Source organism: Thioflexithrix psekupsensis (assembly GCF_002149925.1).
Taxonomy (GTDB): domain Bacteria; phylum Pseudomonadota; class Gammaproteobacteria; order Beggiatoales; family Beggiatoaceae; genus Thioflexithrix; species Thioflexithrix psekupsensis.
Map to the genome: position 1 here is coordinate 480,526 of NZ_MSLT01000023.1, position 25,048 is coordinate 505,573.

16 protein-coding genes are annotated in these 25,048 nt (G+C 40.0%); 10 read left to right on the top strand and 6 right to left on the bottom strand.

The window, feature by feature from the left end; translation table 11 throughout:
* Window positions 1-11: 11 nt before the first annotated feature.
* Window positions 12-2,108, bottom strand: coding sequence for an ATP-binding protein (locus TPSD3_RS14740; RefSeq protein WP_086489300.1), 2,097 nt, complete (start codon window positions 2,106-2,108; stop codon window positions 12-14).
* A 343-nt stretch (window positions 2,109-2,451) separates the two neighbouring features.
* Here TPSD3_RS14740 and TPSD3_RS14745 point away from each other — a divergent pair, with 343 nt between their 5' ends.
* The 5 genes from TPSD3_RS14745 (at window position 2,452) to TPSD3_RS14765 (ending at window position 9,037) form a co-directional block, all read left to right on the top strand.
* The gene (locus tag TPSD3_RS14745) at window positions 2,452-3,924 is read left to right on the top strand and encodes an ATP-binding response regulator (RefSeq protein WP_086489301.1); all 1,473 of its coding nucleotides are present in this window, start codon (window positions 2,452-2,454) and stop codon (window positions 3,922-3,924) included.
* 142 nt (window positions 3,925-4,066) lie between these two features.
* Complete coding sequence (locus TPSD3_RS14750; protein WP_086489302.1) at window positions 4,067-4,570, top strand: tellurite resistance TerB family protein; 504 nt, start codon at window positions 4,067-4,069, stop codon at window positions 4,568-4,570.
* A gap of 75 nt (window positions 4,571-4,645) precedes the next feature.
* Window positions 4,646-5,185 (top strand): TIGR00645 family protein, encoded by a 540-nt coding sequence (locus TPSD3_RS14755; protein ID WP_086489303.1) that lies wholly within the window; start codon window positions 4,646-4,648, stop codon window positions 5,183-5,185.
* Window positions 5,186-5,264: 79 nt separating this feature from the next.
* Entirely contained in the window at window positions 5,265-8,234 is a 2,970-nt protein-coding gene (locus tag TPSD3_RS14760; RefSeq protein WP_086489304.1) for a tetratricopeptide repeat protein, read from the top strand.
* The gene (locus TPSD3_RS14765) at window positions 8,231-9,037 is read left to right on the top strand and encodes an HNH endonuclease family protein (protein WP_086489305.1); all 807 of its coding nucleotides are present in this window, start codon (window positions 8,231-8,233) and stop codon (window positions 9,035-9,037) included. The genes TPSD3_RS14760 and TPSD3_RS14765 overlap by 4 nt, the downstream gene beginning before the upstream one ends.
* A 104-nt stretch (window positions 9,038-9,141) precedes the next feature.
* Here the strand turns inward: TPSD3_RS14765 and uvrA are convergent, their stop codons facing one another.
* Window positions 9,142-11,979: an excinuclease ABC subunit UvrA gene (gene uvrA, locus TPSD3_RS14770; RefSeq protein WP_086489306.1), complete on the bottom strand. Its 2,838-nt coding sequence runs from the start codon at window positions 11,977-11,979 to the stop codon at window positions 9,142-9,144.
* Between the two features lie 194 nt (window positions 11,980-12,173).
* Here uvrA and TPSD3_RS14775 point away from each other — a divergent pair, with 194 nt between their 5' ends.
* Complete coding sequence (locus TPSD3_RS14775; RefSeq protein WP_086489307.1) at window positions 12,174-12,962, top strand: S-methyl-5'-thioinosine phosphorylase; 789 nt, start codon at window positions 12,174-12,176, stop codon at window positions 12,960-12,962.
* Between the two features lie 25 nt (window positions 12,963-12,987).
* Here TPSD3_RS14775 and TPSD3_RS14780 read toward each other — a convergent pair whose 3' ends face one another.
* Window positions 12,988-14,373, bottom strand: a complete 1,386-nt coding sequence (locus TPSD3_RS14780; protein ID WP_086489308.1) for a M23 family metallopeptidase — start codon at window positions 14,371-14,373, stop codon at window positions 12,988-12,990.
* A gap of 151 nt (window positions 14,374-14,524) precedes the next feature.
* On the bottom strand, window positions 14,525-15,913 hold the full coding sequence (purB, locus tag TPSD3_RS14785) for an adenylosuccinate lyase (RefSeq protein WP_086489309.1): 1,389 nt from the start codon (window positions 15,911-15,913) through the stop codon (window positions 14,525-14,527).
* A gap of 172 nt (window positions 15,914-16,085) precedes the next feature.
* Here purB and TPSD3_RS14790 point away from each other — a divergent pair, with 172 nt between their 5' ends.
* The gene (locus tag TPSD3_RS14790) at window positions 16,086-16,535 is read left to right on the top strand and encodes an arsenate reductase ArsC (protein ID WP_086489310.1); all 450 of its coding nucleotides are present in this window, start codon (window positions 16,086-16,088) and stop codon (window positions 16,533-16,535) included.
* Window positions 16,536-16,600: 65 nt separating this feature from the next.
* Here the strand turns inward: TPSD3_RS14790 and TPSD3_RS14795 are convergent, their stop codons facing one another.
* Both TPSD3_RS14795 and TPSD3_RS14800 read right to left on the bottom strand, forming a co-directional pair.
* Entirely contained in the window at window positions 16,601-19,444 is a 2,844-nt protein-coding gene (locus tag TPSD3_RS14795; protein ID WP_086489311.1) for a ribonucleoside-diphosphate reductase subunit alpha, read from the bottom strand.
* Window positions 19,445-19,551: 107 nt separating this feature from the next.
* Complete coding sequence (locus TPSD3_RS14800; protein WP_086489312.1) at window positions 19,552-22,998, bottom strand: PAS domain-containing hybrid sensor histidine kinase/response regulator; 3,447 nt, start codon at window positions 22,996-22,998, stop codon at window positions 19,552-19,554.
* Between the two features lie 176 nt (window positions 22,999-23,174).
* On the opposite strand from TPSD3_RS14800, the gene TPSD3_RS14805 reads away from it, so the two are divergent.
* From TPSD3_RS14805 to TPSD3_RS14815, 3 genes are all read left to right on the top strand, one after another.
* Window positions 23,175-23,849: a DoxX family protein gene (locus TPSD3_RS14805; protein ID WP_086489313.1), complete on the top strand. Its 675-nt coding sequence runs from the start codon at window positions 23,175-23,177 to the stop codon at window positions 23,847-23,849.
* A 76-nt stretch (window positions 23,850-23,925) separates the two neighbouring features.
* The gene (locus tag TPSD3_RS14810) at window positions 23,926-24,552 is read left to right on the top strand and encodes a MotA/TolQ/ExbB proton channel family protein (protein ID WP_086489314.1); all 627 of its coding nucleotides are present in this window, start codon (window positions 23,926-23,928) and stop codon (window positions 24,550-24,552) included.
* A complete protein-coding gene (locus tag TPSD3_RS14815; RefSeq protein ID WP_086489315.1) occupies window positions 24,549-24,974 on the top strand; it encodes an ExbD/TolR family protein in 426 nt (141 codons plus the stop codon). Before TPSD3_RS14810 ends, TPSD3_RS14815 begins: the two co-directional genes overlap by 4 nt.
* The last annotated feature ends 74 nt before the right edge of the window (window positions 24,975-25,048 follow it).

The window sequence follows — 25,048 nt, forward strand, 5'->3', positions numbered from 1 at the left end:
GGTGAGAGATGTTATTCAGGCAGCGGAGCAACCGTCTTTGGCAGCGTAATGATAAACACAGTCCCTTGACCATAACTGCTTTCAACCGTCACTTCTCCTCCCATTAAACGGCAAAATTGACGAGTAATCACCAAACCCAAACCCGTCCCCCCAAATTTGCTACTGATGGCTGATGTGGCTTGGCTAAAGACCTTAAACATCCGTTCTAACTGCTCTGGAGTCATTCCCATGCCCGTGTCTCTGACCCGAAAAGCCAACCAATCCTCCCCTTCTTGTTTGAATGCGCTGACTTCTAAAGTAATCTGTCCCGCTTCGGTGAATTTGCACGCATTACTCAATAAATTCAATAGGCATTGTTTTAATTTTGTAAAGTCAGCATACATTCTTTCAATCTCAGGTTCAATCTGTATCTGAAAATGATTGCCATTTTTTCGTAATAAAGGCTCAATAAAAACCGTAATCTCTGACAGTAATTCCTCGATCTCAAATTCCGTCAAGTTCAAATCCATTTTACCCGCTTCGACTTTGGAAAAATCCAACACCTGATTAATCAATGTCAGTAAATGTTGTCCTGAACTTCTTATTTTTTCCAAATCTTCAACCGCTTCACCGATGAGTTTATCTGGTTCATCTTCTTTTAACATTTCGCTGTAGCCAATAATGGCATTTAATGGCGTACGTAACTCATGTGCCATGTGCGCGATAAATTCATTCTTAATGCGATTTTTTTCTTCGGCTAATTTTTGCGCTTTTTGGGCTTGACTGCTGTTTTCTTCTAAAATCGAAAAAGATAAACGTAAGTGCATGGCCATTTGATTAAAACTACTGGCTAATAAACCAATTTCATCTTCTCGTTCCACAGGGACTTGTTGATTCCAATCGCCTTGTGCCAATTGGGTTGCTGCATGGGTTAATTGGCTAATCGGTTTTAACAAATAACTGGCCAATAAACTGGTAAATAACGCAATTAAAACCGTCGCTAAAATCGCCACTCCAATCGCCACACTCCAAAATAAGCGTTCTTTTTCCAACACTTCGCTTTTGCCTTGCAAAGCAAACACCCGCCAACCATTGGATAATAAAATACTATAGGTGAGCCATTCCGTACCATCTTCATCCGTAAAGTCATAAAATTGCTGCATTTCACGCGAACTCAACACCTCTTTAACCGGAGATTCTTGGCTAAAATCGGTTAAATGCTCCCCTTTGACATAAATCTCATTAGGATGCGCCAATACTTCGCCCTTTTCACTGACCAAAAACACATAACCCGTTTTGCCCAAGCGCGTCGCTCCAATTAACGCTCCTAAATCAGAAAGAAAAGTCGCCACAAAAGCCACGCCAATAATATTTTTATCCGTTTCTATTGCCATCCATTCTTCAGACGCATTATGATTGATCAAATCAAACGTTAATGGGTCTGCTTCGCCCGTCGGCGTTAAACCATAATAATCTTTTTGATAAGCCAATACAGCTTGATAGGTCAATTCGTCATAATAGCCTGTTGATTCACCCTGATAATATTCCATTTCCCGCAAGCCGTCCTGCAACCACGCCACCCGCTGATCTTTCTGCCCTAAAGTCAGAGCCGCTTGCGCATAAATGGGAACGGCAAAAATCACCGCAGGTTGCGCAAAAGTGCTAGAAATCAGTGGCTCGCGCACCAAAGTTTTACCTTCTTCCATAATGGCTTTAAAGTAATGACGATTACTGAGATTGGTGCGGGTATTGGCTTGTTCGGGGGTGATTTTTCCCCAACCGCTGGCGACCACATTGCCTTGCGTATCTAAAGTGGCCGCGCTGTAAATTTCACTGTAAACTCGATAAGTCGCCGATAACGCAGGTAACTGTTGATGGTCTTGCATAGAGAGAAACTGACGATTTTCCGCTAACGTACGCAAAGCCCATACATTCATATCATCCCAACGAGACACATTACGCGCCAACGCATCAGCCCGCAATTGCATATTGGCGCGGGCTTCCTGTTGAATGATCTGCGCCCCATGCCAACTGGCAAAAAACATCGCCACTAGCATTAACGGCACAATTCCCAGTAGCACCAGTGCAATCAAGCGGTAACGAATCGTTTTGAAAATAAAGACACTCATCACATCAGATCATCCGTGTGGAAAAAAAGAAAGGATTGGCCGGCACATTATGCCAGTTTATCGCCAGAAAGTTAGCAGTGAATTCACCGTCTGGTGTCGATCTGGAATAATCAGGAATATCAGCGAGTTTTAACGTCAATTTAACATAAAAAAGATTAACTTTTTATTCCCCAGACAAAAAATGCGCTGATTCTACACCAACTTATTGTCTTTTTATCAAGAAAACTGTAATGTATTCGATTTAATTCCAAGCCATTCGTGATAAGATTTCGATAAAAATTTAAACCGATCATAACATCAAATAAACCGTGCAACCTCTACTATTGTTTTACGCGGAGTTATCGTGACATTACCCAGCCATATTCTCATCGTGGATGATGATGAAGCCGGACAATTGGCTTTGGAAGGCTTATTGTCCTTAGAAGGTTATCAACTAAGTGTCGCCAGCAGCGGCCAAGAAGCCATTCAACAAGCAAGGCATATCTTACCTGATTTGATTTTACTGGATGTCATGATGCCGGGCATGGATGGCTTTGAGGTGTGTCAATATTTGCGACAGGACAGTGTGTTGGCCGAAGTTCCTGTGATTTTGGTCACCACTTTAGACAGCCAAGAGTCGCGTGTGCGCGGAATTGAAGCGGGCGCGGATGATTTTATTTCCAAACCCTTTGATCGGGTCGAATTGCGGGCGCGAGTGAAAACCGTCACCCGTTTAAATCGTTATCGTCGCTTGTTGGCAGAACGGCAAAAATTTGAATGGGTGGTAGAAGCGGCTGACGAAGGTTATGTGTTACTTGATGCGGCGGGCATGGTCTGTTATGCCAATACGCAAGCACGTCTGTATTTGGAATTGGCTGAGGCGAAAATAGCGGCTGATTGTTTGCCGCCGTGCCATTTTCTGCAACGAGTACAACAGTTTTACCAGTGCCAACCCACAGAAGCTTGGGAAAATTGGCCAGAATTACCCGTGCAAAGTGATATGCCTCGCTATTTGGTGCGGGCTGAAACCCATGACGCGCCTATTTTCTGGCTACAAGTTGACGTGTTTCGTTTGCACACGCATCGAGAAAATTGGTTAATTCGTTTGCGCGATATTAACGAGAAAGTGTTAGAACAGCAGCGAATGTGGACTTTTGAACGTCTCGTGTCTCACAAACTGCGCACGCCGTTGACCGGATTAACCGCCTTGCAATTGGTTCGTTTACGTTTATCTAAAATGAACGCCGATCCAGAATTAATTGAGTTAATTGAAGCGGCTGAAGAAAGTTTTGAACGCTTAAAACATCAAACCAGTGATATTTTGGCTTATTTAGACGCGCCTTTATTATTAAAATCACAAGAAGGCTGTTGGCTCAATGAGTTATCGGATTTGTTTACTGAAACAGCAGAAACATTAGCCCTCAGCGCGCAATGCCAATGGGAAGATGATTCAGAAAAGAATGTTTTATTAGGACAATTGTTGTTATCTAAACAAGCGATACGGGCTATTTTTCAAGAATTGTTAGAAAATGCGCGTAAATTTCATCCCCATCAATCGCCAGAAGTCATTTTACAAATAGCTCCCTGGTCAAACCAACGAGTACGTTTGATGATTTTAGACAACGGACGACGTTTGTCACCTGTGGAATTGGCGCGGGTATGGACTCCTTATTACCAAAGTGAGAAGAATTTTACGGGAGAAGTGTCTGGTATGGGTTTGGGGTTGCCGACGGTGGCTTCTTTGGTGTGGAGTGCGGGGGGGAGTTGTCGTATGTTAAATCGGAGCGATGTGCTTGGTGTGGGGGTAGAACTGGTTTTGCCTGTGAATCTGACATAAACTGTCAAAAATATTTGCAATCGGCTTGAAATTGGGACAGATACCTATTATATCCGTCATGGCTCGTATTTTTTACGCAGCCAGAGACAACAATAACCGATTTTAGGACTGACGATTTCAACGCAATACAGGAGATTTTTTCATGGGTTTGTTTGACATGTTTAAGGGTGATTCTGGTTTGGAAATGACCCCGCACTTGGCTTTTGCCACTTCTTTGTTGTACATTATTGCCGCCGATGGCGAAATCAGCAATGAGGAAGTAGGACAATTGTTGTCGGTGTTGGGCGGAGAAGAAAGCGGCGGCACGATTGGCGTGGGCGCAAATAACCGTAAATTGTTAGAAAATGCACAACGTTACGTTCGTGGCCACAGTATTAGTGAGTTTTTGGCCGAAGCCACGCCATTGTTGAGTGATGGTCAGAAAATGTGTATTTTACTGAATTTAGCGGATTCTCTGTTGTCAGACGGCACGGCTGCCCCTGAAGAACAGAAGATGTTTGGGCAGGTTATGCAGGGATTTGGTATTTCTGAAGAGCGTTTCCAACCGTTTTTTGAAGTGATCGTGTTGAAGAATGATCGCACGGTGTTCATTAAACCTGAGCATCCAAACAACGCCCCAGGTTACGTCGTTAAACTTTCTAAATAAAATCAGCCGCTTCATTAAGCTGTATTAAACAGTTTTTTGAAGCGGTTTTTTTATCTTTTTATTCGTGAGGTAGTTATGGCAATAGAAAATTTAATAGAAAAAGTGGTGTTTCGCAGCCGTTGGATTTTAGCCCCTTTTTATTTGGGTTTGGTGGCGGTGTTGGTGATTTTGCTGATTAAATTTTGGATAAAGCTTGTAGATACGCTGTTGAATATTTGGACATTAGAGGGGACACAAGCGGTTTTGCCTATTTTGAGCCTAATTGATTTTGTGCTGATTTCCAATTTACTGCTGATTATTATTTTTAGTGGTTATGAGAATTTTGTCTCAAAAATTGGTGAGGCAGAGGGACATGAAGATCGTCCTGATTGGATGGGGCATGTGGATTATGGTGGGTTAAAGATTAAGGTCATTGGTTCTATCGTGGCGATTTCTTCTATTGATTTATTGAAGGCGTTTTTCAATGTTTCTAACATGGATCATCAAGACTTAATGTGGTTGGTGATTTTGCATTTAACGTTTGTGACTTCGGGAGTTTTATTTGCGTTTATGGAGCGCATTTCTCACAGCGTTCCTATACACGGTCGGCATAAAACAGAACACCAAAAGCAGTAAGTTAGTTTGTACTTAGCCCCTCTTTAATAGGAGGGGTAAAAATGTCAATATTCGGTATGAAAATTTTAGGAATTAACCAATGAATTTTAATAAACGTTTGAGATTAGCAAAAGAAAATTTTGACGCGGGATTAATGGCGTTAGATTCTGCCGATTATCAAAAAGCGGTTGATTGTTTTTTAGAATCTGCAAAACTGTATAAAGGAATAAAAGAAAAAGAGGAAGTTTATGCTGCATCTTTAGTCAATGCAGCCAATGCTTTAGGTGAATTAGGAGAATATGAAAGAGCAAAATCACTTTTAAATAAAGCTATTTTAACTCAAAAGAAAATACTTGGTGTAGAGCATCCTGATGTGGCTGCAAGTCTTAATAATCTAGGTGAAATTTATCGAAAACAAGGTGAGTATAGTAAAGCCAAAGAATTTTATAAAAAATCCTTAGATATTTGGGAAAAAAATTTTGGAAATCAACATCCTGATGTGGCTACAAGTCTTAATAATTTAGCCAATATTTATAGAGAACAAGGAGATTATGATAAAGCCAAAGAATTTTATGAAAAATCCTTAGTCATTCGGGAAAAATATTTTGGAGAGCAACATCCTGATGTGGCTGCAAGCTTTAATAATCTAGGTGGAATTTATCGAGAACAAGGTGATTATAGTAAAGCCAAAGAATTTTATGAAAAATCCTTAGTCATTCGGGAAAAATATTTTGGAGAGCAACATCCTGATGTAGCTACAAGCCTTAATAATTTAGCTATTATTTATGCAGATCAAGGCGATTATGATAAAACCAAAGAATTTCATGAAAAATCTTTAGCCATTCGGGAAAAATATTTTGGACACCAACATCCTGATGTTGCTAAAAGCATTAATAATTTAGCTACTATTTATCGAGAACAAGGTGATTATGATAAAGCCAAAGAATTTTATGAAAAATCTTTAGCTATTCTGGAAAAAAATTTTGGAACACAACATCCTGATCTAGCTCTAGTTATTCATAATTTAGCCAATATTTATCAACAGGAAGGCGATCATAGTAAAGCAAAGGAACTTCAAGAAAAAGCACTAGCTATTCGTGAGGAAAAACTCGGAATTCACCACCCTAAAACAGTGCAAAGTTTAAACGCTCTCGCCAATACAATCATTGAAAATCCAAACACCGCAAAAGACATTACTGAAATGGCTGTTTTGCACGAGATGGTTTTGCAATTTTTCATAGAAAAACTTGAAAAAATTCCTTTTTATTTTACCCTTCGCACTCCGCGTAATGATGAGCAAGGGCGATTGTCTAAAGGTTATTGGTTTTTAGGCGAAGAAGAATTTTTATATTTCTCTTTTTGGAAAGGTATTGATAACAGCAATCAAATGCCGACAATTACCCTTCTGCTTGATATGCAACAACAATTAACTGTTATTTTTAACGGAAAAGATTCGCCTAAAAAAGCCGAATTTTTACAAGATTTAACCCAATTATTTAACAATTTTATTCAAGTCACGGGAGAAAATCGTTGGAAAAAAACCTATTCTCTACCTTGGCAAGATGCTTTAGACAGTTTTTTAATAGATAAAGCGCAAATTGATGATTATTTAACCTTAAAAGGCGGAAAAATTGAAGATTTTAGCTTTATTCCAGAAACAGAATTTTTACAATCTTTGCGATTTGTCCAATTACTCAGCCATAAATTAAAAAGCCATGAAATAAAACATTTAACTGAAGTCGGCAAGCCTTTAAAATTGCATTCTTTGCAATTAAACAATATCGGACATTTTGAAAATCTAGGCATTGATTTAAGCCGACAAGTGACTATTTTCATTGGCGAAAATGGCAGCGGTAAATCGACTGTTTTAAAAGCCATTGCCTTAGCTTTATCAGGTAAAGCAAAAACTTTAGATGTCGAATTAATTCAAGATTATTTACGCATTATCGAAACAGACGAAGATGGCACAAAACATTTTTGTGAAAAAGGCTCTATTCATTTAAATTTACAAATCAATACCGTACAAAGCCAAATTATTGAATTTAATCATACTGAATTAGGTGGCGTAGGAATAGAAACATTTGTGGACAATGATGATGAATGGTTATTAGCCAGTGATAATCGTTTTATTGATTTAATTTTAGGTTTTCCACAAGGTAAAAAACGCGATGCAAAAGCCATCGGCAAAATTGTTGAGCCTAATTTAAATGATGTTCTTGATTTAATAGAAGAGCGCGACATTAGCAAATGGAAAGCGGATTTAGTTGAATGGATAGTTGCGCTTTATCGTGAACCTGATGCGTCAATTCGTGAGAAAAATTTAGTACAAATTCAATGGATTTTTACTATTTTCTCTAAAATTATTTCTGATACGCAAGCCAATGCGATTCGTTTAAAAAGTGCCGTTCATGACCCCGCCACAGGGGAAAAAGACATTATTATTTGCACGCCCGATATGCCCGACGGCATTTCTTTAAACTTACTCAGTCAAGGTTACACCAACATTTTTATCTGGGTGGGTCGCCTCGTCATGCGTTTATATGCCGCCTTATCCGCGCACCAAGCCGCCCAGAAAGCCGAAAAACACCCCTTTCTACGCCACCCCAACACCCGCGGCAAACGTTACGACGCAAACACCATTGAAGAATTGCATGGAATTGTATTAATTGACGAGGTTGATACTTATTTGCATCCGCAAGTACAATATCGAATTTTATTAGTATTAATGCAACAATTCCCAAATTTTCAATTTATAGTTACCACCCATTCTGCTGTTATGCTGACTTATTTGGAAGATAAAAATAATAAAATATCTACTTATAGATTATCCCCAAATACGCAGCCAGAACTTTTCCAACATTCGTATGGAGGGACAACAGGAGAAACGCTATATAATTATTTTGATATTTCAGAAAGACCTAAAGAAATAGATCAATTGATACAACGTATTTATATGTACGCGGAGCAGGATAATATTGTTAAGGCTAAAGAACTTTTTACCACTTTAAAAAATATCAGGGGAGAAGATGACCCTATTACTATTGAATTAAGTGCTTATTTTGAATCATGAGAAAAATAGACAAAAACCGTGAACCCATTTGCTTAACGCATTATAAAAAGCAAAATAAAACCCATAATTACGCAGAATTTAGTGGGAATAACCGTGATTGTTTTGATGAATTGCGGCTTGCTCTTTTACAGGAAAGCGGCTTTCTTTGTTGCTATTGTATGCAACGAATTGTCATTAATGAAGGCAATGAAACAGATGTTAAAAAAAATTTGTCTCAAATGATAGTAGAACACTTTAAACCTAAAAGTGTTTATGATGGAACAAATGGCAAAAAAAATTTACATTTGGACTATAATAATTTAATTGCAACTTGTAATGGCAATCAAAGCAGTAAAGGTAATGAAAAAAAACATTGCGGTGCATTAAAAGATAATGGTGAATTCGTATATTTACCAAATCCTGCCAGTGATGAATTTGCTCATTTTCAAACAAAAATCAAATATAAAGAAAGGGGCAGTGAAATTAAATATTTAGAAAATCCAGTTGATCGTAAAGTATTAATAGTTGCGCCAACAAATCCAGATGATATTGAAAATGATGAATTGGTCGGCACTCGTTTGGGAAAATTAAACCTTAACGAATCTAACCTCGCTAAAAAAAGATATGCAGTCTGGAATAAAGTAAAGCGACAATTAGAACAAGAAAATTGGGAAAGAAGCAAAATTGAAGAGAAAATTAAGGAATATTCAACTTTATATGAAAAAACATCAATGGGGACAATATATCATGTGTATCATGAATTTTGCGCAATGGTTGTTTTTTTCTTAGAGGGAAAGTTATTAACAATTAAAAACGAGCAATAAACAACGTCAATTCTGATTCAGACAAAAGTATACCTTCTGCGGGTTATTTTGACTACATTGCCACAAGGCTTGTGGAAACGAGATGAACCCTATCTTTTTGTATATCATTTTTCTCCCCCCAAAACCCGCCCCAAAAACTGCCCCGTATAAGAATGCGCCAATTCCGCCACCTGTTCGGGTGTGCCTGATGCGATGATATTGCCGCCGTTTTCGCCGCCTTCGGGGCCTAAATCAATAATCCAATCCGCGGTTTTAATCACATCCAAATGATGTTCAATAATCACCACCGTATTGCCGTGATCGCGTAGGCGATGCAAAACTTTTAATAATTGCACCACATCATGAAAATGTAATCCTGTAGTCGGCTCGTCTAAAATATATAACGTTTTTCCTGTATCTCGTTTTGACAACTCCCGCGCCAATTTCACTCGCTGCGCCTCGCCACCCGACAATGTCACTGCATTTTGACCCAACTTTAAATAAGACAATCCCACATCAATTAAGGTTTGCAATTTGCGCGCAATAGAAGGAATCGCTTCAAAAAAATGCAAGGCATCTTCTACCGTCATTTGCAACACATCATCAATCGTTTTTCCTTTATATAAAATATCTAACGTTTCTCGATGATAACGTTTTCCTTGACACACATCACACACCACATACACATCAGGTAAAAAGTGCATTTCCACTTTAATCACGCCATCCCCTTGACACGCCTCACAACGCCCCCCTTTCACATTAAAAGAAAAACGCCCCGCCGCATAACCCCGTGAACGCGCCTCCGCAGTGCCTGCAAATAAGTCTCGAATGGGCGTAAATAAACCCGTATAAGTCGCAGGATTAGAACGCGGCGTGCGACCAATCGGGCTTTGATCAATATCCACGACTTTATCCAATAAATTCAAGCCTTCAATTCGCTCATAATTAGCACATGACAAACGCGCTCCATTTAATTCATTCGCGGCTAAAGGATATAATGTGTCATTAATTAATGTCGATTTGCCCGAACCTGAAACACCAGTAATGCAGACCAATAAACCCAGCGGTAATTCTAAAGTAATGTTTTTTAAATTATGACCTGTTGCGCCGATTAAACGCAACATTTTATCGGCTTGAATCGGGACACGGTGTTGTGGAATTTCGATCCGTTTTTTTCTGGATAAATATTGTCCTGTCAATGACTTAGGCTCTGCCATCACTTCGGCGGGAGTGCCTTGTGCGACAATGTAACCACCGTGAACGCCCGCACCAGGGCCAATGTCCACTAAATGATCCGCGGCTAATATCGCTTCTTCATCATGTTCTACTACAATTACTGTATTTCCTAAATCGCGCAAATGCAATAAAGTTTCCAATAAACGTTGATTGTCGCGTTGATGTAATCCAATTGACGGCTCATCCAACACATACATCACACCCACCAATCCTGCACCAATTTGACTGGCCAAGCGAATCCGTTGCGCCTCGCCCCCTGACAAGGTATCCGCACCGCGATCTAAACTGAGATAATCTAAACCCACATTGATTAAAAATTGTAAACGTTGTTGAATTTCCTTTAAAATTTTCTCAGCAATCGCTTGTTTTTGTCCTGTGAATTGTAATTGTTGTAAAAATTGATGAGCGCGATGAATCGACAAACGAGCGATGTCAGGCAGGCTGTGTTTTTCCAGTAAAACATGACGCGCCGACTCGTTTAAGCGCGTGCCGTGACACGTGGGACAGGGGTGTTGACTGAGATAGTGTGACAAATCCTCGCGCACTTGTTGCGAATCAGTATCACGATAGCGGCGTTCCATGTTGTTAATAATCCCTTCAAAGGGACGTTTACGCGAAAAAACGCTGCCCGTTTCACTTTGATAAGTAAAACTAATTAATTCTTCTCCACTGCCGTATAAAATTAATTGCTGTAATGAATCGGTTAATTGATTGAAAGGCGTGTTTAAATTAAATTGATAATGTTGTTGTAAAGATTCTAGTAATTGGAAATAATAAGGCGTGCGCCGATCCCAACCCCGAATCGCACCCTCAGCCAGACTTTTTTCTGGATGTGTGACGATACGTTGCGGATCGAAAAATTGTTTTACACCCAAACCGTCGCACGTCGGACACGCGCCCGCCGGATTATTAAAAGAAAAAGATCGCGGCTCTAATTCACTGACACTATAACCGCATTCTGGACACGCAAAATGTGCGGAATAAATTAACGGATGTTTTTCTGATTCTTCGTCTATTCCCACCACCATCGCCAGACCATTTCCCAAACGCAATGCCATCTCAAAAGATTCGCTTAAACGCAGGCGTAAATCAGGATTAATTTTAAAGCGATCAATCACCACTTCAATAGTATGTTTTTTGTGTAAATCCAATGTCGGAGGTTCATCTAAATCAATGAGTTGCCCATCTACGCGAGCGCGAATAAAGCCTTGTGTTTGTAATTGTTTAAATAATTCAACATATTCCCCTTTACGATCTCGCACGATTGGCGCAAGTAACATAAACCGTTTTTCTGCGGGTAAACTTAAAACATGATCCACCATTTGGCTAACGGTTTGCGCATGTAATGGCAGGTGATGTACGGGACAATGCGGCGTGCCAATGCGCGCAAATAATAAACGCAAATAATCATAAATTTCTGTCACCGTTCCTACTGTAGAACGCGGATTGTGTGAAGTGGATTTTTGTTCAATCGCAATCGCAGGCGATAAGCCTTCAATATGATCCACATCGGGTTTTTCCATCACCGATAAAAATTGCCGCGCATAAGCCGATAACGATTCCACATAACGCCGCTGCCCTTCCGCATATAAGGTGTCAAAAGCCAACGACGATTTGCCCGAACCCGATAAACCCGTAATGACCACAAAACGATTTCTCGGTAAAATAAGATCAATGTTTTTTAAATTATGCGTGCGCACACCGCGTAATTGGATAATATCTGTCATGTTTTAAATCGAAAAAATAGAGTTAAATGCAAAATGTTTTGTGTCTTTATTGCAGCAAGCTGAATATCTTTATTTAACGACTCATGTCAATAACGCTCACAATTGAGCTAAAATAATCAGCAGATCGTCGATCTGATGTAACAACCCCTATTCTAAACGATTCCACGAATCTCACTTAAAATTTCACCTCAAAAATGACAAGCACACAAACTCAATTAGCCATTATTGGTGGCACAGGATTAACACAACTTGACGGTTTAGAAATCACCCATCGACAGGTGTTAGATACGCCTTATGGCGCGATTTCCGCGCCTATTTTGCATGGACATTATCATGGCTGTGCGGTGGCGTTTTTAGCGCGACATGGCGCAGGACATACCATCCCACCTCATAAAATTAATTACCGTGCTAATCTTTGGGCTTTAAAAAGTTTAGGCATTAACACGATCATTGCGGCTGCGGCTGTTGGTGGCATTCATCCCCAAATGCAAGTGGGTGATTTGGTTATTCCGCATCAATTAATTGATTATACTTGGTCAAGAGAACATACTTTTTTTAGTGATTTTAATAGCCCCACAGAACAAATGAATCACTTAAAACATATCGATTTTTCTTCACCTTATTGTGAGCGATTACGCCGCTATTTATTAGACGCTGCAAAATCACTTCCTTTCACTGTACATGCCCAAGGCGTTTATGGCGCAACGCAAGGCCCGCGTTTAGAAACCATTGCAGAAATTAATCGCATGGAGCGAGATGGTTGCGATTTGGTGGGAATGACGGGAATGCCCGAAGCTGCATTAGCCCGCGAATTAGAATTATGTTATGCCACTTGTGCCGTCGTGGCTAATCCCGCTGCAGGACGCGGTAATAACAGTGAAATTAGCATGAGCGATATTGAAATGGCGTTAGAATTGGGTATGAGTCGATTACGGGCGTTATTTACCGCAGTTTTAACCGCGGGATTTTTAGATTTTAAATAAGCACCTAAACGAAAATAATAATGTCCTAATTTTGGTATATTTGTGCGGATAATGGTTTATTGTAACGCACGGGACTTTGATGGCTTGCTAGACGGTTAGATGTGGGGTCAAGTTGGGCAAGATAGGGTTGAATTTGTTGGAAAAAATGCGCCTGTTGCGACTCAGGTAAGGGAAGCGTATGAGGAAGTTTGACCGTCAATGGGTCATGATGTACTCCATCCACATGAAATTCGTAATGCAAATGTGATCCCGTTGCCAGCCCACTTCTCCCCACATAACCAATCACTTGTCCTTGTTGTACGCTATCGCCCACGCGCAAACTGCTCGCAAATTTGGACAAGTGCGCGTACAACGTTTGGTAGCCGCCCACGTGACTGAGAACGATCACCCGCCCGTAACCTCGTTGTCTTTCTAACGTTTTCACCGTCCCCTCTCCAGTCGCCATCACTGGAGTCCCAGTGGGCGCGGCGTAATCAACCCCGTTGTGTTGTCTGAAACGATTTAAAATTGGGTGGCGGCGTTGTCCAAAAGTCGAACTTAAACGGGCATATTCTACGGGATTACGCAAAAAAGCTTTGCGTAATCCTTGACCTTCGGGAGTATAATATGAAATATGTCCCGTCGGATCAATGTAACGCACTGCACGGTAAGATTGCCCGCGATTGATAAACTCAACGGCTAACAAAGGGCCAGCTTGCTGCTGTTGGCTGTCATTTTCGCGCTGTTCGTAAACCACACGCAATACATCACCCGCTTGCACCGAGCGCGCAAAATCCACATCCCAGCGAAAAATATCCAACATTTCTGTGATAAAATTAGTAGGAATACGGTGTTTTTTGGCAGTTTCGTACAGAGAATGAGTTACGATTGCTTCGGTACGAATCAGACGTGTTTTGACAGGACGCGCGCGAATTTGACTACTGAACCCCGTCATTTCACGACTAACGTATAACTCTTCATCAAAATTCAGTTCCAACATTAACTCATTAATATGACCTTCTTGATCCGTATGCACGGTGAGATAATGTCCGGCCGGTAGGGATTGAAAATGGGAGCGGTGCGCAGAGGATAAAATGGATTGTAAATGATCGCGATTCAGTTGATATTCTTGAAATAAACCGTCCAGCGTATCCCCTGCTTTAATGGTAATTTCTAACCAATCGGGAACGTCAATGGTCGGTACTGGCGTTAAATGTGCCGCTAAACGAGAACTTGAAACCACCGTCACCTGCGCTTCTGGAGAAGCAACAGGGGGAATTTTTTCTTGATTATCAGGCTCATAGAGAGAAGCGTTGGAAGTCGTCAGCCACCACACCAACATCAGTGCCACACCGGGCAAAATCATCCAGAAGTAAGGGCGACGATGTCGAGGGTGAATAAAAGTGACTTGACGAGGTCTGCGCATAAACATGACACGAGCGAAAACGGTTAAAGTGTGGTGGATGAAAGGTTAAAAATAACAGACCATTGGACTTTAAACGATTTCTCCCCCTTTTGGCAAGCAATTTTTATGGCTCACTTTCGCATTTACTTTAATTGTTTGCTCAGATATGAGAAAAATTTTAAATCTGCTGCAAAAAATCGGTTAAAGCCTGCGTTTGTTCCACCGCATTACCCAGATAAGTTTCTGGCAATAAAGCCAATAAACGATTCTTTTCCGTTTCTGACAAAGGCAATTCTAAAATAAATGCCTGCAAACGGGCTTGATCAATTCCTCGTCCGCGGGTTAATTCCTTTAATTTTTCATACGCATTCGGCACGCCATCCCGACGCATCACCGTTTGAATCGGTTCTGCCAACACTTCCCAAGCGGTTTTAATATCGGCTTCAATAGCAGCTACATTCACTTCTAATTTACCAATTCCTTTTAAACAAGATTCATAAGCAATTAAAGTATGCGCCACACCTACGCCTAAATTGCGCAACACGGTAGAATCGGTTAAATCGCGTTGCCAGCGAGAAATCGGCAATTTGGCCGCTAAATGTTCAAATAACGCATTGGCAATGCCTAAATTACCTTCTGCATTTTCAAAATCAATAGGATTTACTTTATGCGGCATGGTTGATGATCCAATTTCACCTTGAACCACCCGTTGTTTAAAATAACCTAAAGAAATATAACTCCAAATATCTCGACAAAAATCAATTAAAATCGTATTAAATCGCGCCATCGCATCAAATAATTCTGCAATATAATCATGAGGTTCAATTTGCGTGGTGTAAGGATTCCATGTTAAGCCTAATTGCTGCACGAATGTTTGACTTAATAATTGCCAATTCACATCAGGATAAGCCGAGAAATGCGCATTGTAATTACCCACGGCACCATTGAATTTACCCAATAAATCCACCGCTGCCACTTGACGATATTGGCGTTGTAAACGATAAGCCACATTAGCCATTTCTTTGCCCAAAGTTGTGGGAGAAGCGGGCTGGCCATGCGTGCGCGATAACATGGGAATTTCTGCGTAACGTTGAGCTAATTCGCTTAATGCCGCAATGACCGCTTGCATTTGCGGCAAAATAATCGTTTTTCTCGATTCTTGCAACATCAAGGCATAAGCCAAATTATTAATATCTTCTGAGGTGCAAGCGAAATGTAAAAACTCGCCAATAGCCGCTAATTCTGCGTGTTCACTAATGGATTCGCGTAAAAAATATTCGACTGCTTTTACATCATGATTCGTGGTGCATTCAATCATTTTTACCCGCTGGGCTTGCTCAGGAGTCACATTATCCGCTAATTGATTTAATAAATTCTGTGCAGAATCAGATAAGGCAGGCACTTGAGGAATTTCATGTTGTGCGGCTAAAAATTGCAACCAACGAATCTCTACTAAAATCCGATAACGAATTAAACCATATTCACTAAAAATAGCGCGTAATGAAGCGGTTTTATTGGCATAACGGCCATCAATAGGAGAAATCGCTGTCAAAGGAGAAAATAACATAAAATAATCCTAAGAAATAATTAAAAGAAATCCGTTATTATAACGATTAAAGCAGGGATAAAAAAACGCCTGTCACAAAATGATCACACACTTGTGACAAAATCAAGAATATGGCAAGATTATATCTGAATATCCATATATATAAATATCACAACCCGTAGGAGACACTCGTATGCGTAAAAAAGGCGTTTTATTTGTTTGTATTCACAACAGCGCACGCAGCCAAATGGCAGAAGCATGGTTTAACCATTTTTGCAGTGAAGAATTTTTTGCCGAAAGCGCAGGCATCGAACCCGGCACGCTTAACCCGCTGGCCGTCGCCGCCATGCAAGAAGTGGGCATTGACATTTCCCAGAAAAAAACCCAAAGCGTATTCGAGTTGTTCAAAGCCAGCCGTATTTATGCTTACGTGGTGACAGTGTGTGACGAAACCAGCGCGGAACGCTGCCCCATTTTCCCCGGTGTCACCACGCGCATTAATTGGAGTTTTCCCGATCCTTCCCAATTTCAAGGCACAGAAGAAGAACGTTTAGAACAAGCCCGCGCCGTCTCTCTTTTAATTAAAGCCAGAGTGAAAAATTGGTGTAGAGAAATCGGCGCATTAAATCCTAATTTTGCCTAAGATATTGGCTTAATTAATCGCAGATGCGGTTTTAAATAACCGCATCTCATTACGGTAATAATCACTTATTGACAGGCTTCACATTCGCCGCCATCTAAATTACACGAATTCGGTGACATCAATGTTTCCATTGGCTGTTGATAATTGGGTAAATTCACCGTACTTTTTTCCACGTGAGTCGCGCCTAAAGTGCGTAAGTAATAAGTCGTTTTTAAACCGCGAATCCACGCCAATTTATATAAACTGTCTAATTTACGTCCCGCAGGTTGCGCCATATATAAATTTAAGGATTGCGCTTGATCTAACCATTTTTGTCGTCGCGCTGCCGCTTCGATTAAATAGCTAGATTCTATTTCAAAAGCGGTCTGATAAAGCCGTTTCATGTCATCAGGAATGCGCGCAATGGACGCTAAATGTCCATCAAAATACTTGAGATCATTCACCATCACGTCATCCCAAATCCCTAATTTTTTCAAATCAGCAACTAACCATGAATTAATCACCGTAAATTCGCCCGACAAATTCGATTTAACAAATAAATTTTGAAAAGCAGGTTCTATAGATTGCGACACACCGCAAATATTAGAAATAGTGGCGGTGGGTGCAATTGCCATGCAATTAGAATTGCGCATTCCCACTGTTTTTACGCGCTCCCGCAAACCATTCCAATCTAATCTTTGCGCCAAAGAAAGCGATAAATAATGACCACGAGATTGCGCCAATAATTGCAAACTATCAATAGGTAAAATACCTTGACTCCATAAAGAACCTTTAAAGGTAGAATAACAACCCCGTTCCTCTGCCAATAAGGTTGACGTATAAATGGCTTGATAACTGATAAATTCCATTGAATAATCCGCAAATTCAATGGCCGCTTCACTGGCATAAGGTAAGCGCAAACGATATAGCGCATCTTGAAAACCCATGAGACCCAAACCCACAGGACGATGGCGTAAATTAGCCGTTTGCGCCGTGCTGACCGAATAATAATTAATATCGATCACATTATCCAACATTCGCATGGCAATTTGCACCGTGCGTGCTAATTTTTCCTCGTCTAATTGACCCTGTTCATTAATATGCGCGACCAAATTAATAGAGCCTAAATTACACACCGCAATTTCTTCATTGGCTTTGGTATTTAAAGTAATTTCTGTACAAAGATTAGAACTATGCACCACGCCAACATGCTGTTGTGGATTGCGAATATTGCACGGGTCTTTAAAAGTGATCCAAGGGTGTCCTGTTTCAAATAACATGGTCAACATTTTACGCCACAAACCCACCGCAGATACCTTTTTAGAAAGGCGAATTTTACCCTCAGCTGCCATTTGTTCATATTGCGTATAAGCAATTTTAAAATCATCGCCATAACGCTCATGCAAATCAGGCACTTCATGGGGAGAAAACAGCGTCCATTCTTGATCTAAATGCACCCGCTCCATAAATAAATCAGGAATCCAATTTGCGGTGTTCATATCGTGCGTGCGGCGACGTTCATCACCTGTGTTTTTACGCAGTTCTAAAAACTCTTCAATATCAATATGCCACGTTTCCAAATAAGCACAGCCACTGCCTTTTCTTTTACCGCCTTGATTCACCGCAATTAAGGTATCATTAGCCACTTTCATAAATGGCACAATACCCTGAGATTGTCCATTCGTGCCTTTAATTAACGATCCCATTCCGCGCACAGGAGTCCAATCATTGCCCAAACCACCTGCCCATTTTTGCAATAACGCATTGTCTCTAATGGCACCGAAAATACCTTCTAAATCATCAGGAATCGTGGTTAAAAAACAACTGGACAATTGCGGGCGTAATGTGCCTGAATTAAACAAAGTGGGCGTACTGCTCATAAAATCAAAATGAGACAGCAAATCATAAAATTCTAAGGTGCGTTGTTCTCGCTGCGATTCATTCAAAGCCAAACCCATCGCCACGCGCATAAAAAAGGCTTGTGGCAATTCAAAACGAACCTGATCCCAATGTAAAAAATAACGATCATATAAGGTTTGCAATCCCAAATAAGTAAATTGCAAATCCCGCTCAGGTTTAATGCAAGCCGCTAATTGGGTTAAATCATATTCCGCTAAACGTGGGTCTAATAATTCCCGTTCTATTCCGTAATGAATATAAGCCTGAAAATAATCGACATAATATTCATTCATCATATCAGCCGTGATTTCTTCAGCGATACCGATATGAATTTGAGTAAACGTTTCTCGGCGTAAATCGTCTAATAATAAACGCGCTGCCACATAAGAATAATTCGGCTCACTTTCAATTAAAGTACGAGCCGCCATAATTAACACTTGATTAATATCTTCTTCTGCAATGCCATCATATAAGTTTCTAAAACTGGCCTGCATAATTACATCCACATCCACATCGCTTAAATCACGACAGGCTTGAGCCACGCGCTGCGCAATTTTTGGCTCATCTAAGGGCAAAATCTCACCGCGTGCATTTTTGACGTGAATAAGGGGCTTTTGTGCCGTTGCAGCGCGGATTTTTGCGTGCTGTTCTCGATACAACACATAGGCGCGTGCCACCTTATGTTCTCCTGCTGCCATTAAGGCCAATTCCACTTGATCTTGAATCGTTTCAATATGAATTTTTTGATGCGTAGAAACCTGTGCCATTAATTTTTGCACCACTTGTTCAGTCAAGGATTTAACCGTGTGTTTAATTCGAGTAGAGCGAGTGGCTGAATAACCTTCTACTTCTAAAAAGGCTTTAGTCATTGCCATTGCAATTTTATTGGCATCGAATGCAGTTAATTGTCCATTACGGCGAATCACAGCATAATGACTTAATGCAGTGTTGTCTAATGTCTCCACATCATCGTCATCGTGGCTGTGATCAAAATGTGGCGCATCAAGAGGCGTAATTAAATCCGATGACATATTGCAAATTCCCGATATTAAAGCATGAAATAAATTAAAAGCAACAACACCGCAATGATTGCGGTGTTTTTCGATTACATTTAGTTAATAAATAAGCTATTTTAACATTATTTTGCCCAAGAGAGAATCACTGTTTTTAAGTCTTCAGATTTCACAGGTTTACTCAAATAATCATCCATGCCTGCATCTTTACAGCGTGTGGCATCTCCGGCCATTGCATTGGCTGTGAGTGCAATAATAGGAATAGGGGGGAGTTGTTTTAATTGTTCATAATTTCGAATCGCTTTTGTGGCTTCAAATCCATCCATTTCTGGCATTTGACAATCCATAAAAACTAAATCGAATAAATCATGCTTTTCTTTCAATAAATTTAAGGCTCTAATCCCATTATTCGCAATGGTAATCTCGCAATTTAATTTGCTTAACATCAATTGCGCCACTTTTTGATTGGTTAGATTATCTTCTACCAATAATACTCTCATTTTTTTATGGTGTTGATACACTGAGGGTTGAGTGATTTTATCGGGATGAGAAGCAACAATAATTTCTGATTTAATCCGTGTTTTTTCTTCCAAATTTAACAATTGCTCATGCAGTTTTTGAAAGTTAATGGGTTTGGTAATGTATCCTTGTAAACGGCTGAGAGATTCTTGATTCAGCGGTTGAGTAATTCGCGTCAACATTAAAAGTTTTAAGGAATTAAAACGACTGTCTGCACGAATAATGCGCGCTAACGCATCACCGTCCATAAAGGGCATTTGTTTTTCTAATAAAACAATCGTGAATGGCTGTTCAGTTTGAATAGCTGCCCGCAATAAACGCAAAGCACTGGGACTGTCTTCAACGGTGGTATTGGCAATTCCCCATTCATTGAATTGCTCGGTAAATAATTCCCGTAATTTAACGTTATTATCAACCACTAAAATGCGATGTTTCTTTAATGTTTCATGCACTAATTCTGGTAATTGTTTGCGAGTCAGCATTAACGGTAAAGTAAACCAAAAATGGCTGCCTTCATTCACCACGCTAGAAAAACCCATTTCTCCTTCCATGAGTTCCACCAAACGCTGCACAATCACCAAACCTAATCCCGTACCACCATAACGGCGGCTGGTGGAATTATCCGCTTGAGAAAAAGGTTGAAATAAACGTGATTTTTCTTCTTCGGCAATGCCTATGCCTGTATCGCTAATTTCAAATTTTAAATAAATTAAATGTCGGCTACGCGCTTGTTCACTAATGCGCAAAGAAACTGCACCCTGTTCTGTGAATTTAAGCGCATTGCCTAATAAATTCATTAAAATTTGCCGTAATCGACTGGGATCGCCACCTAATAAACACGTTAATGACGGTACTTTATACCATAATTCAATGCCTTTACGATCCGCCGAAGGTGCGAATAAATGAATCACTTCCTCAATCAACATATTTAAGTTAAAAGGTAGATTTTCTAAAACTAATTTTCCTGCTTCGATTTTAGAAAAATCTAAAATATCATTAATAATCGTTAATAAACTTTCACCAGAACTGCGCAAAGTCTGCACATAATCTAATTGTTGTGGCGTTAATTCGGTCGATAGTAATAAATCAGTCATGCCAATAACGCCATTCATGGGCGTGCGAATTTCGTGGCTCATGGTGGCTAAAAATTGGCTTTTTGATTGATTTGCGGTTTCAGCGGCTTCTTTGGCTTGTTTTAATTCTTGCGTGGCTTTTCTACGTTGAGAAATATCATGAGTGACGCTAAATAACATCCCTTCTTGTTCGCTGAATGGCACATAAGTAATGCTTATTTCTACATCGACCAAATGCTCTTGACAATGTTTTAATTGCGTTTCATAACGATCCGAACCTAATTTTTTAATATTTTCAATATGAGCTGCGACTTTATCAGAAGAATGATGTGCTTCTAAATCGGCTAATGATAAGCGTAAAATATCGCTTTCTTCATAACCTAGCATTTGACAATAAGCACGATTGACTTGTTGCAAATGGCCTTGGGCATCAAAAATAGCAATACCATCCATAGAGGTACTAAAAAATAATTGATTGCGTTGCAATTCTTTTTGCAAATCGGCTTCTTTTTGTTTTAATTCGCTAATGTCAACAATACCACCAACAATATAAGCATTATTTTGCTGATCAATATAGCGGGTTTCAGTGCTTAATGCGATGCGTTTACCGTGCTGCGTTTCATATTCAATTTGTTCTGTGTTGCTGTATCCCATTTGCAACACTTTCTTATCTCGCTCCCAATTATATTGGGCTTTTTCTTGAGAAAAAATTAAAGAATCGGTTTGGTTGATTAAATAATCATAAGAATAACCAAAAAAATTGCAAAAGGCTTGGTTAATTAAAATCCAACGATGTTGTTCATCTTTTACAAAAACAGGAATAGGAATAGTATTGACAATTCGATCTAAGAATTCACGGGCTTTTTGTTCGGCTTGTTCGGCTTCTTTTTGTGCGGTCATATCCGTGTGCGTGCCGACCATGCGAATATACTGCCCATCTTCGCCATAAACGCCCGTTCCCCGCGATAATATCCAGCGATAACCCCCGTGCTTATGGCGCAATCTAAAGCTGACCTCATAACGATCATTTTCATCTTCTAAATAATTCTCAATATTTTTTCTCACATGATCTCTATCTTCGGGATGCAATAATTCGTAAAAAGTCGTAATGGTTAGATTTAATTCTCCTTGTCCATAACCTAACATTTGCAGCCAACGTAAAGAAGCCCAAACTTTTCCCGATGGAATATGCCAATCCCATACGCCATCATTAGAAGCGCGCACCGCTAAATTAAAACGCTCTTCACGCTCTCGTAGCGTGTGTTCAATGCGTTTACGCTCGCTAATGTCTTGAAACATAGACAGACATTGAAAATCACCATCGCGCATAGAAATCCGCGTGACCGCCACTTGACACCAAATCACTTGACCATTTCGATGTAAATAACGTTTTTCAATTTCGTAATGTTCGACTAATTGCAGCGTTAATTTTTCAAAATAACGCAGGCTAAATTCTACATCTTCAGGATGCGTTAATGCCGTAAAAGGCATTTTACAAAATTCTGCCTCAGTATAGCCTAATAAATGCTCTAAATAAGGATTTACCGAAACAGGAAAACCATCCCGATTAGCAATTAAAATACCAATATGACTGTTCTCGAATAATTTGCGATAACGATCCGCATCGCGCAACACCGTATTATCGGTAAATGATTCATGAATAGACTGCGCGGCAAAATGCCACTGTTGATTGATACACGCCACCTCCCAATCAATCCACAGATAGCCCGCCTCACAACGACAGCGACAGGCTAACTCCATCCGTCCTCCATGTGATAATTCATTGAAAACACGCTGAATTAAGGCTTGATCTTGCGGGTGAATCAGGGCAAAAAAATCTTGCACAGGTGACACTTGTTGCACCGCAAAATGATGGATAAATCCTGTGGTATATTGTTGAATCTGTCCTGCTTTATCCGTAACACATAAAATAACGGACGACAAAGGAAGCAATTCGATAGAATGAGCCAGTCTGTTCATACTAAAAAAATCCAGTATTTAAGTATAATATCAGCGTGTTAAGGGCTAAAAGTAGTGTGGTGAATGAAACCCTCTCCATTATAAAGTATTTTTAGCAAAAATAGATGCTTTGCAGTTTAACGTCCAATTCTCTAAAATAACCGTTTTTATTACCCTCATCAAGGAGATGAAAGCAGATGTTCACTTCCACGCCACAAGGGGCTTATTTTTCGCGTCTTAATATGATTTCTGCCTATTTAATTCCGTTATTGGATTTATTTTTGCGGTTATGGATAGGTTATATTTTCTTTAATTCAGGTTTGATTAAAGTGCAAAGTTGGGAGACCACATTAGGCTTGTTTGAACGAGAATATCAAGTGCCTTTTTTATCACCTTTTTTTGCGGCACTTTTAGCCACAGCAATTGAATTAATTTTACCGCTATTATTGGTTTTAGGTTTAAGCACTCGATTAGCGGCATTGATTCTTTTTGTTTTTAATGCGATGGCGATTTATGCACATCAGGCTTATTTATATGATGTGGGTTATGCCAATTTGGTGGCGCATTTTTATTGGGGATTATTATTATTGATTATTTTAATACAGGGTGCAAATAAGTTATCATTAGATTATATGCTTAATACTCACACGGGTTGGTGTCCTTTAGATTGTGAACGTCCTGTTGAAAATTTATTATTAGGTGTTTTGGGGATGTTATTGTCGCTGCTTTTCTTGACGAACTTTCCTTCACTGTGGGGCAGTTTAATCATTTGGGAAGCGTTGCAGTGGCAAAATAATTGGGATACAGGATTAATGGGTTATTTAGGCATTTTAGTCAGTACGGGATTTATTGTATATCGCTTGTCGCGTTAATTATTTTTTGATGATGTTTATTTTTATCAATAGGCATCATCTTTTAGTATTTTGTTTTTTTAAGGATTAAAGGGTTATGTTAGAAATCATTCGAAGCGGTGGCTGGGTGATGTGGCCGATTTTATTATGTTCGGTGTTATCGCTGGCGATTATTGTGGAGCGGTTTTGGAGTTTGCGGCGACGTGCCGTAATTCCACCAAATCTCACCGCACAAGTGTGGCAATGGGTGAAAAGTAACAGCGATAAACGCTTAGATGAGAAGCACTTAGAATTGTTGCGTAAAAATTCTCCGATGGGACAAATTCTGGCCGCAGGTCTGGCCAATATGCACCATGACCGCGAAATGATGAAAGCAGGGATTGAGGAAATTGGCAATCAAGTGGTGCATCAATTAGAGCGTTATTTAAACACGCTGGGAACGATTGCTGAAATTGCACCATTACTGGGTTTATTAGGCACGGTGACAGGGATTATTAGCATGTTGGCGGCGGTGGGGGAAGGCGGCTTGGGAAATCCTACGGTATTGTCTAGCGGATTAGCAGAAGCATTAATCACCACCGCAGCAGGTTTAACCGTAGCTATTCCCACTTTTGTTTTCTATCGTTATTTTCGCGGATTAGTGGATTCTTTAGTGGTCGCAATGGAGCAAGAAGCGTTAAAATTAATTGATGTGTTGCATGGGGATCGTGAGGCGAATTCATGAAACTGCGTCGTTTATCTCGTCGAGAAAGTTTGCGTATGAATTTAACACCATTAATTGACATGGTATTTTTATTATTGGTGTTTTTTTTAATGACCACAACTTTTAATCGCCAATCGCAATTAGAAATTAATTTACCCGAAGCCACCACAGAACAGAAAGCCACATCGAATGCACTCATTCGCATTATGGTGGATCGACAAGGTCAATATGCGGTTAATGATAGCCCGCCATTAATCGACAATCGTTTGACCACTTTGGTACAGGTTTTAACACAAATGAAAGCACAACAAAGCGCGGAAGCAACGGTCATGATTAGTGCAGACGGCGATGCGCCACATCAAGCGGTGATTCGGGCGATGGAAGCGGCGCAAGAGGTGGGTTTGTTTAAATTGACTTTTGAGGCACAAAACAGCGCACCTTAATCACAGAATAGCTGTTTTTTTAATCAGAATCAGAATGTACAGAATTTTTGAATTTACAACATTAATTTATTCCT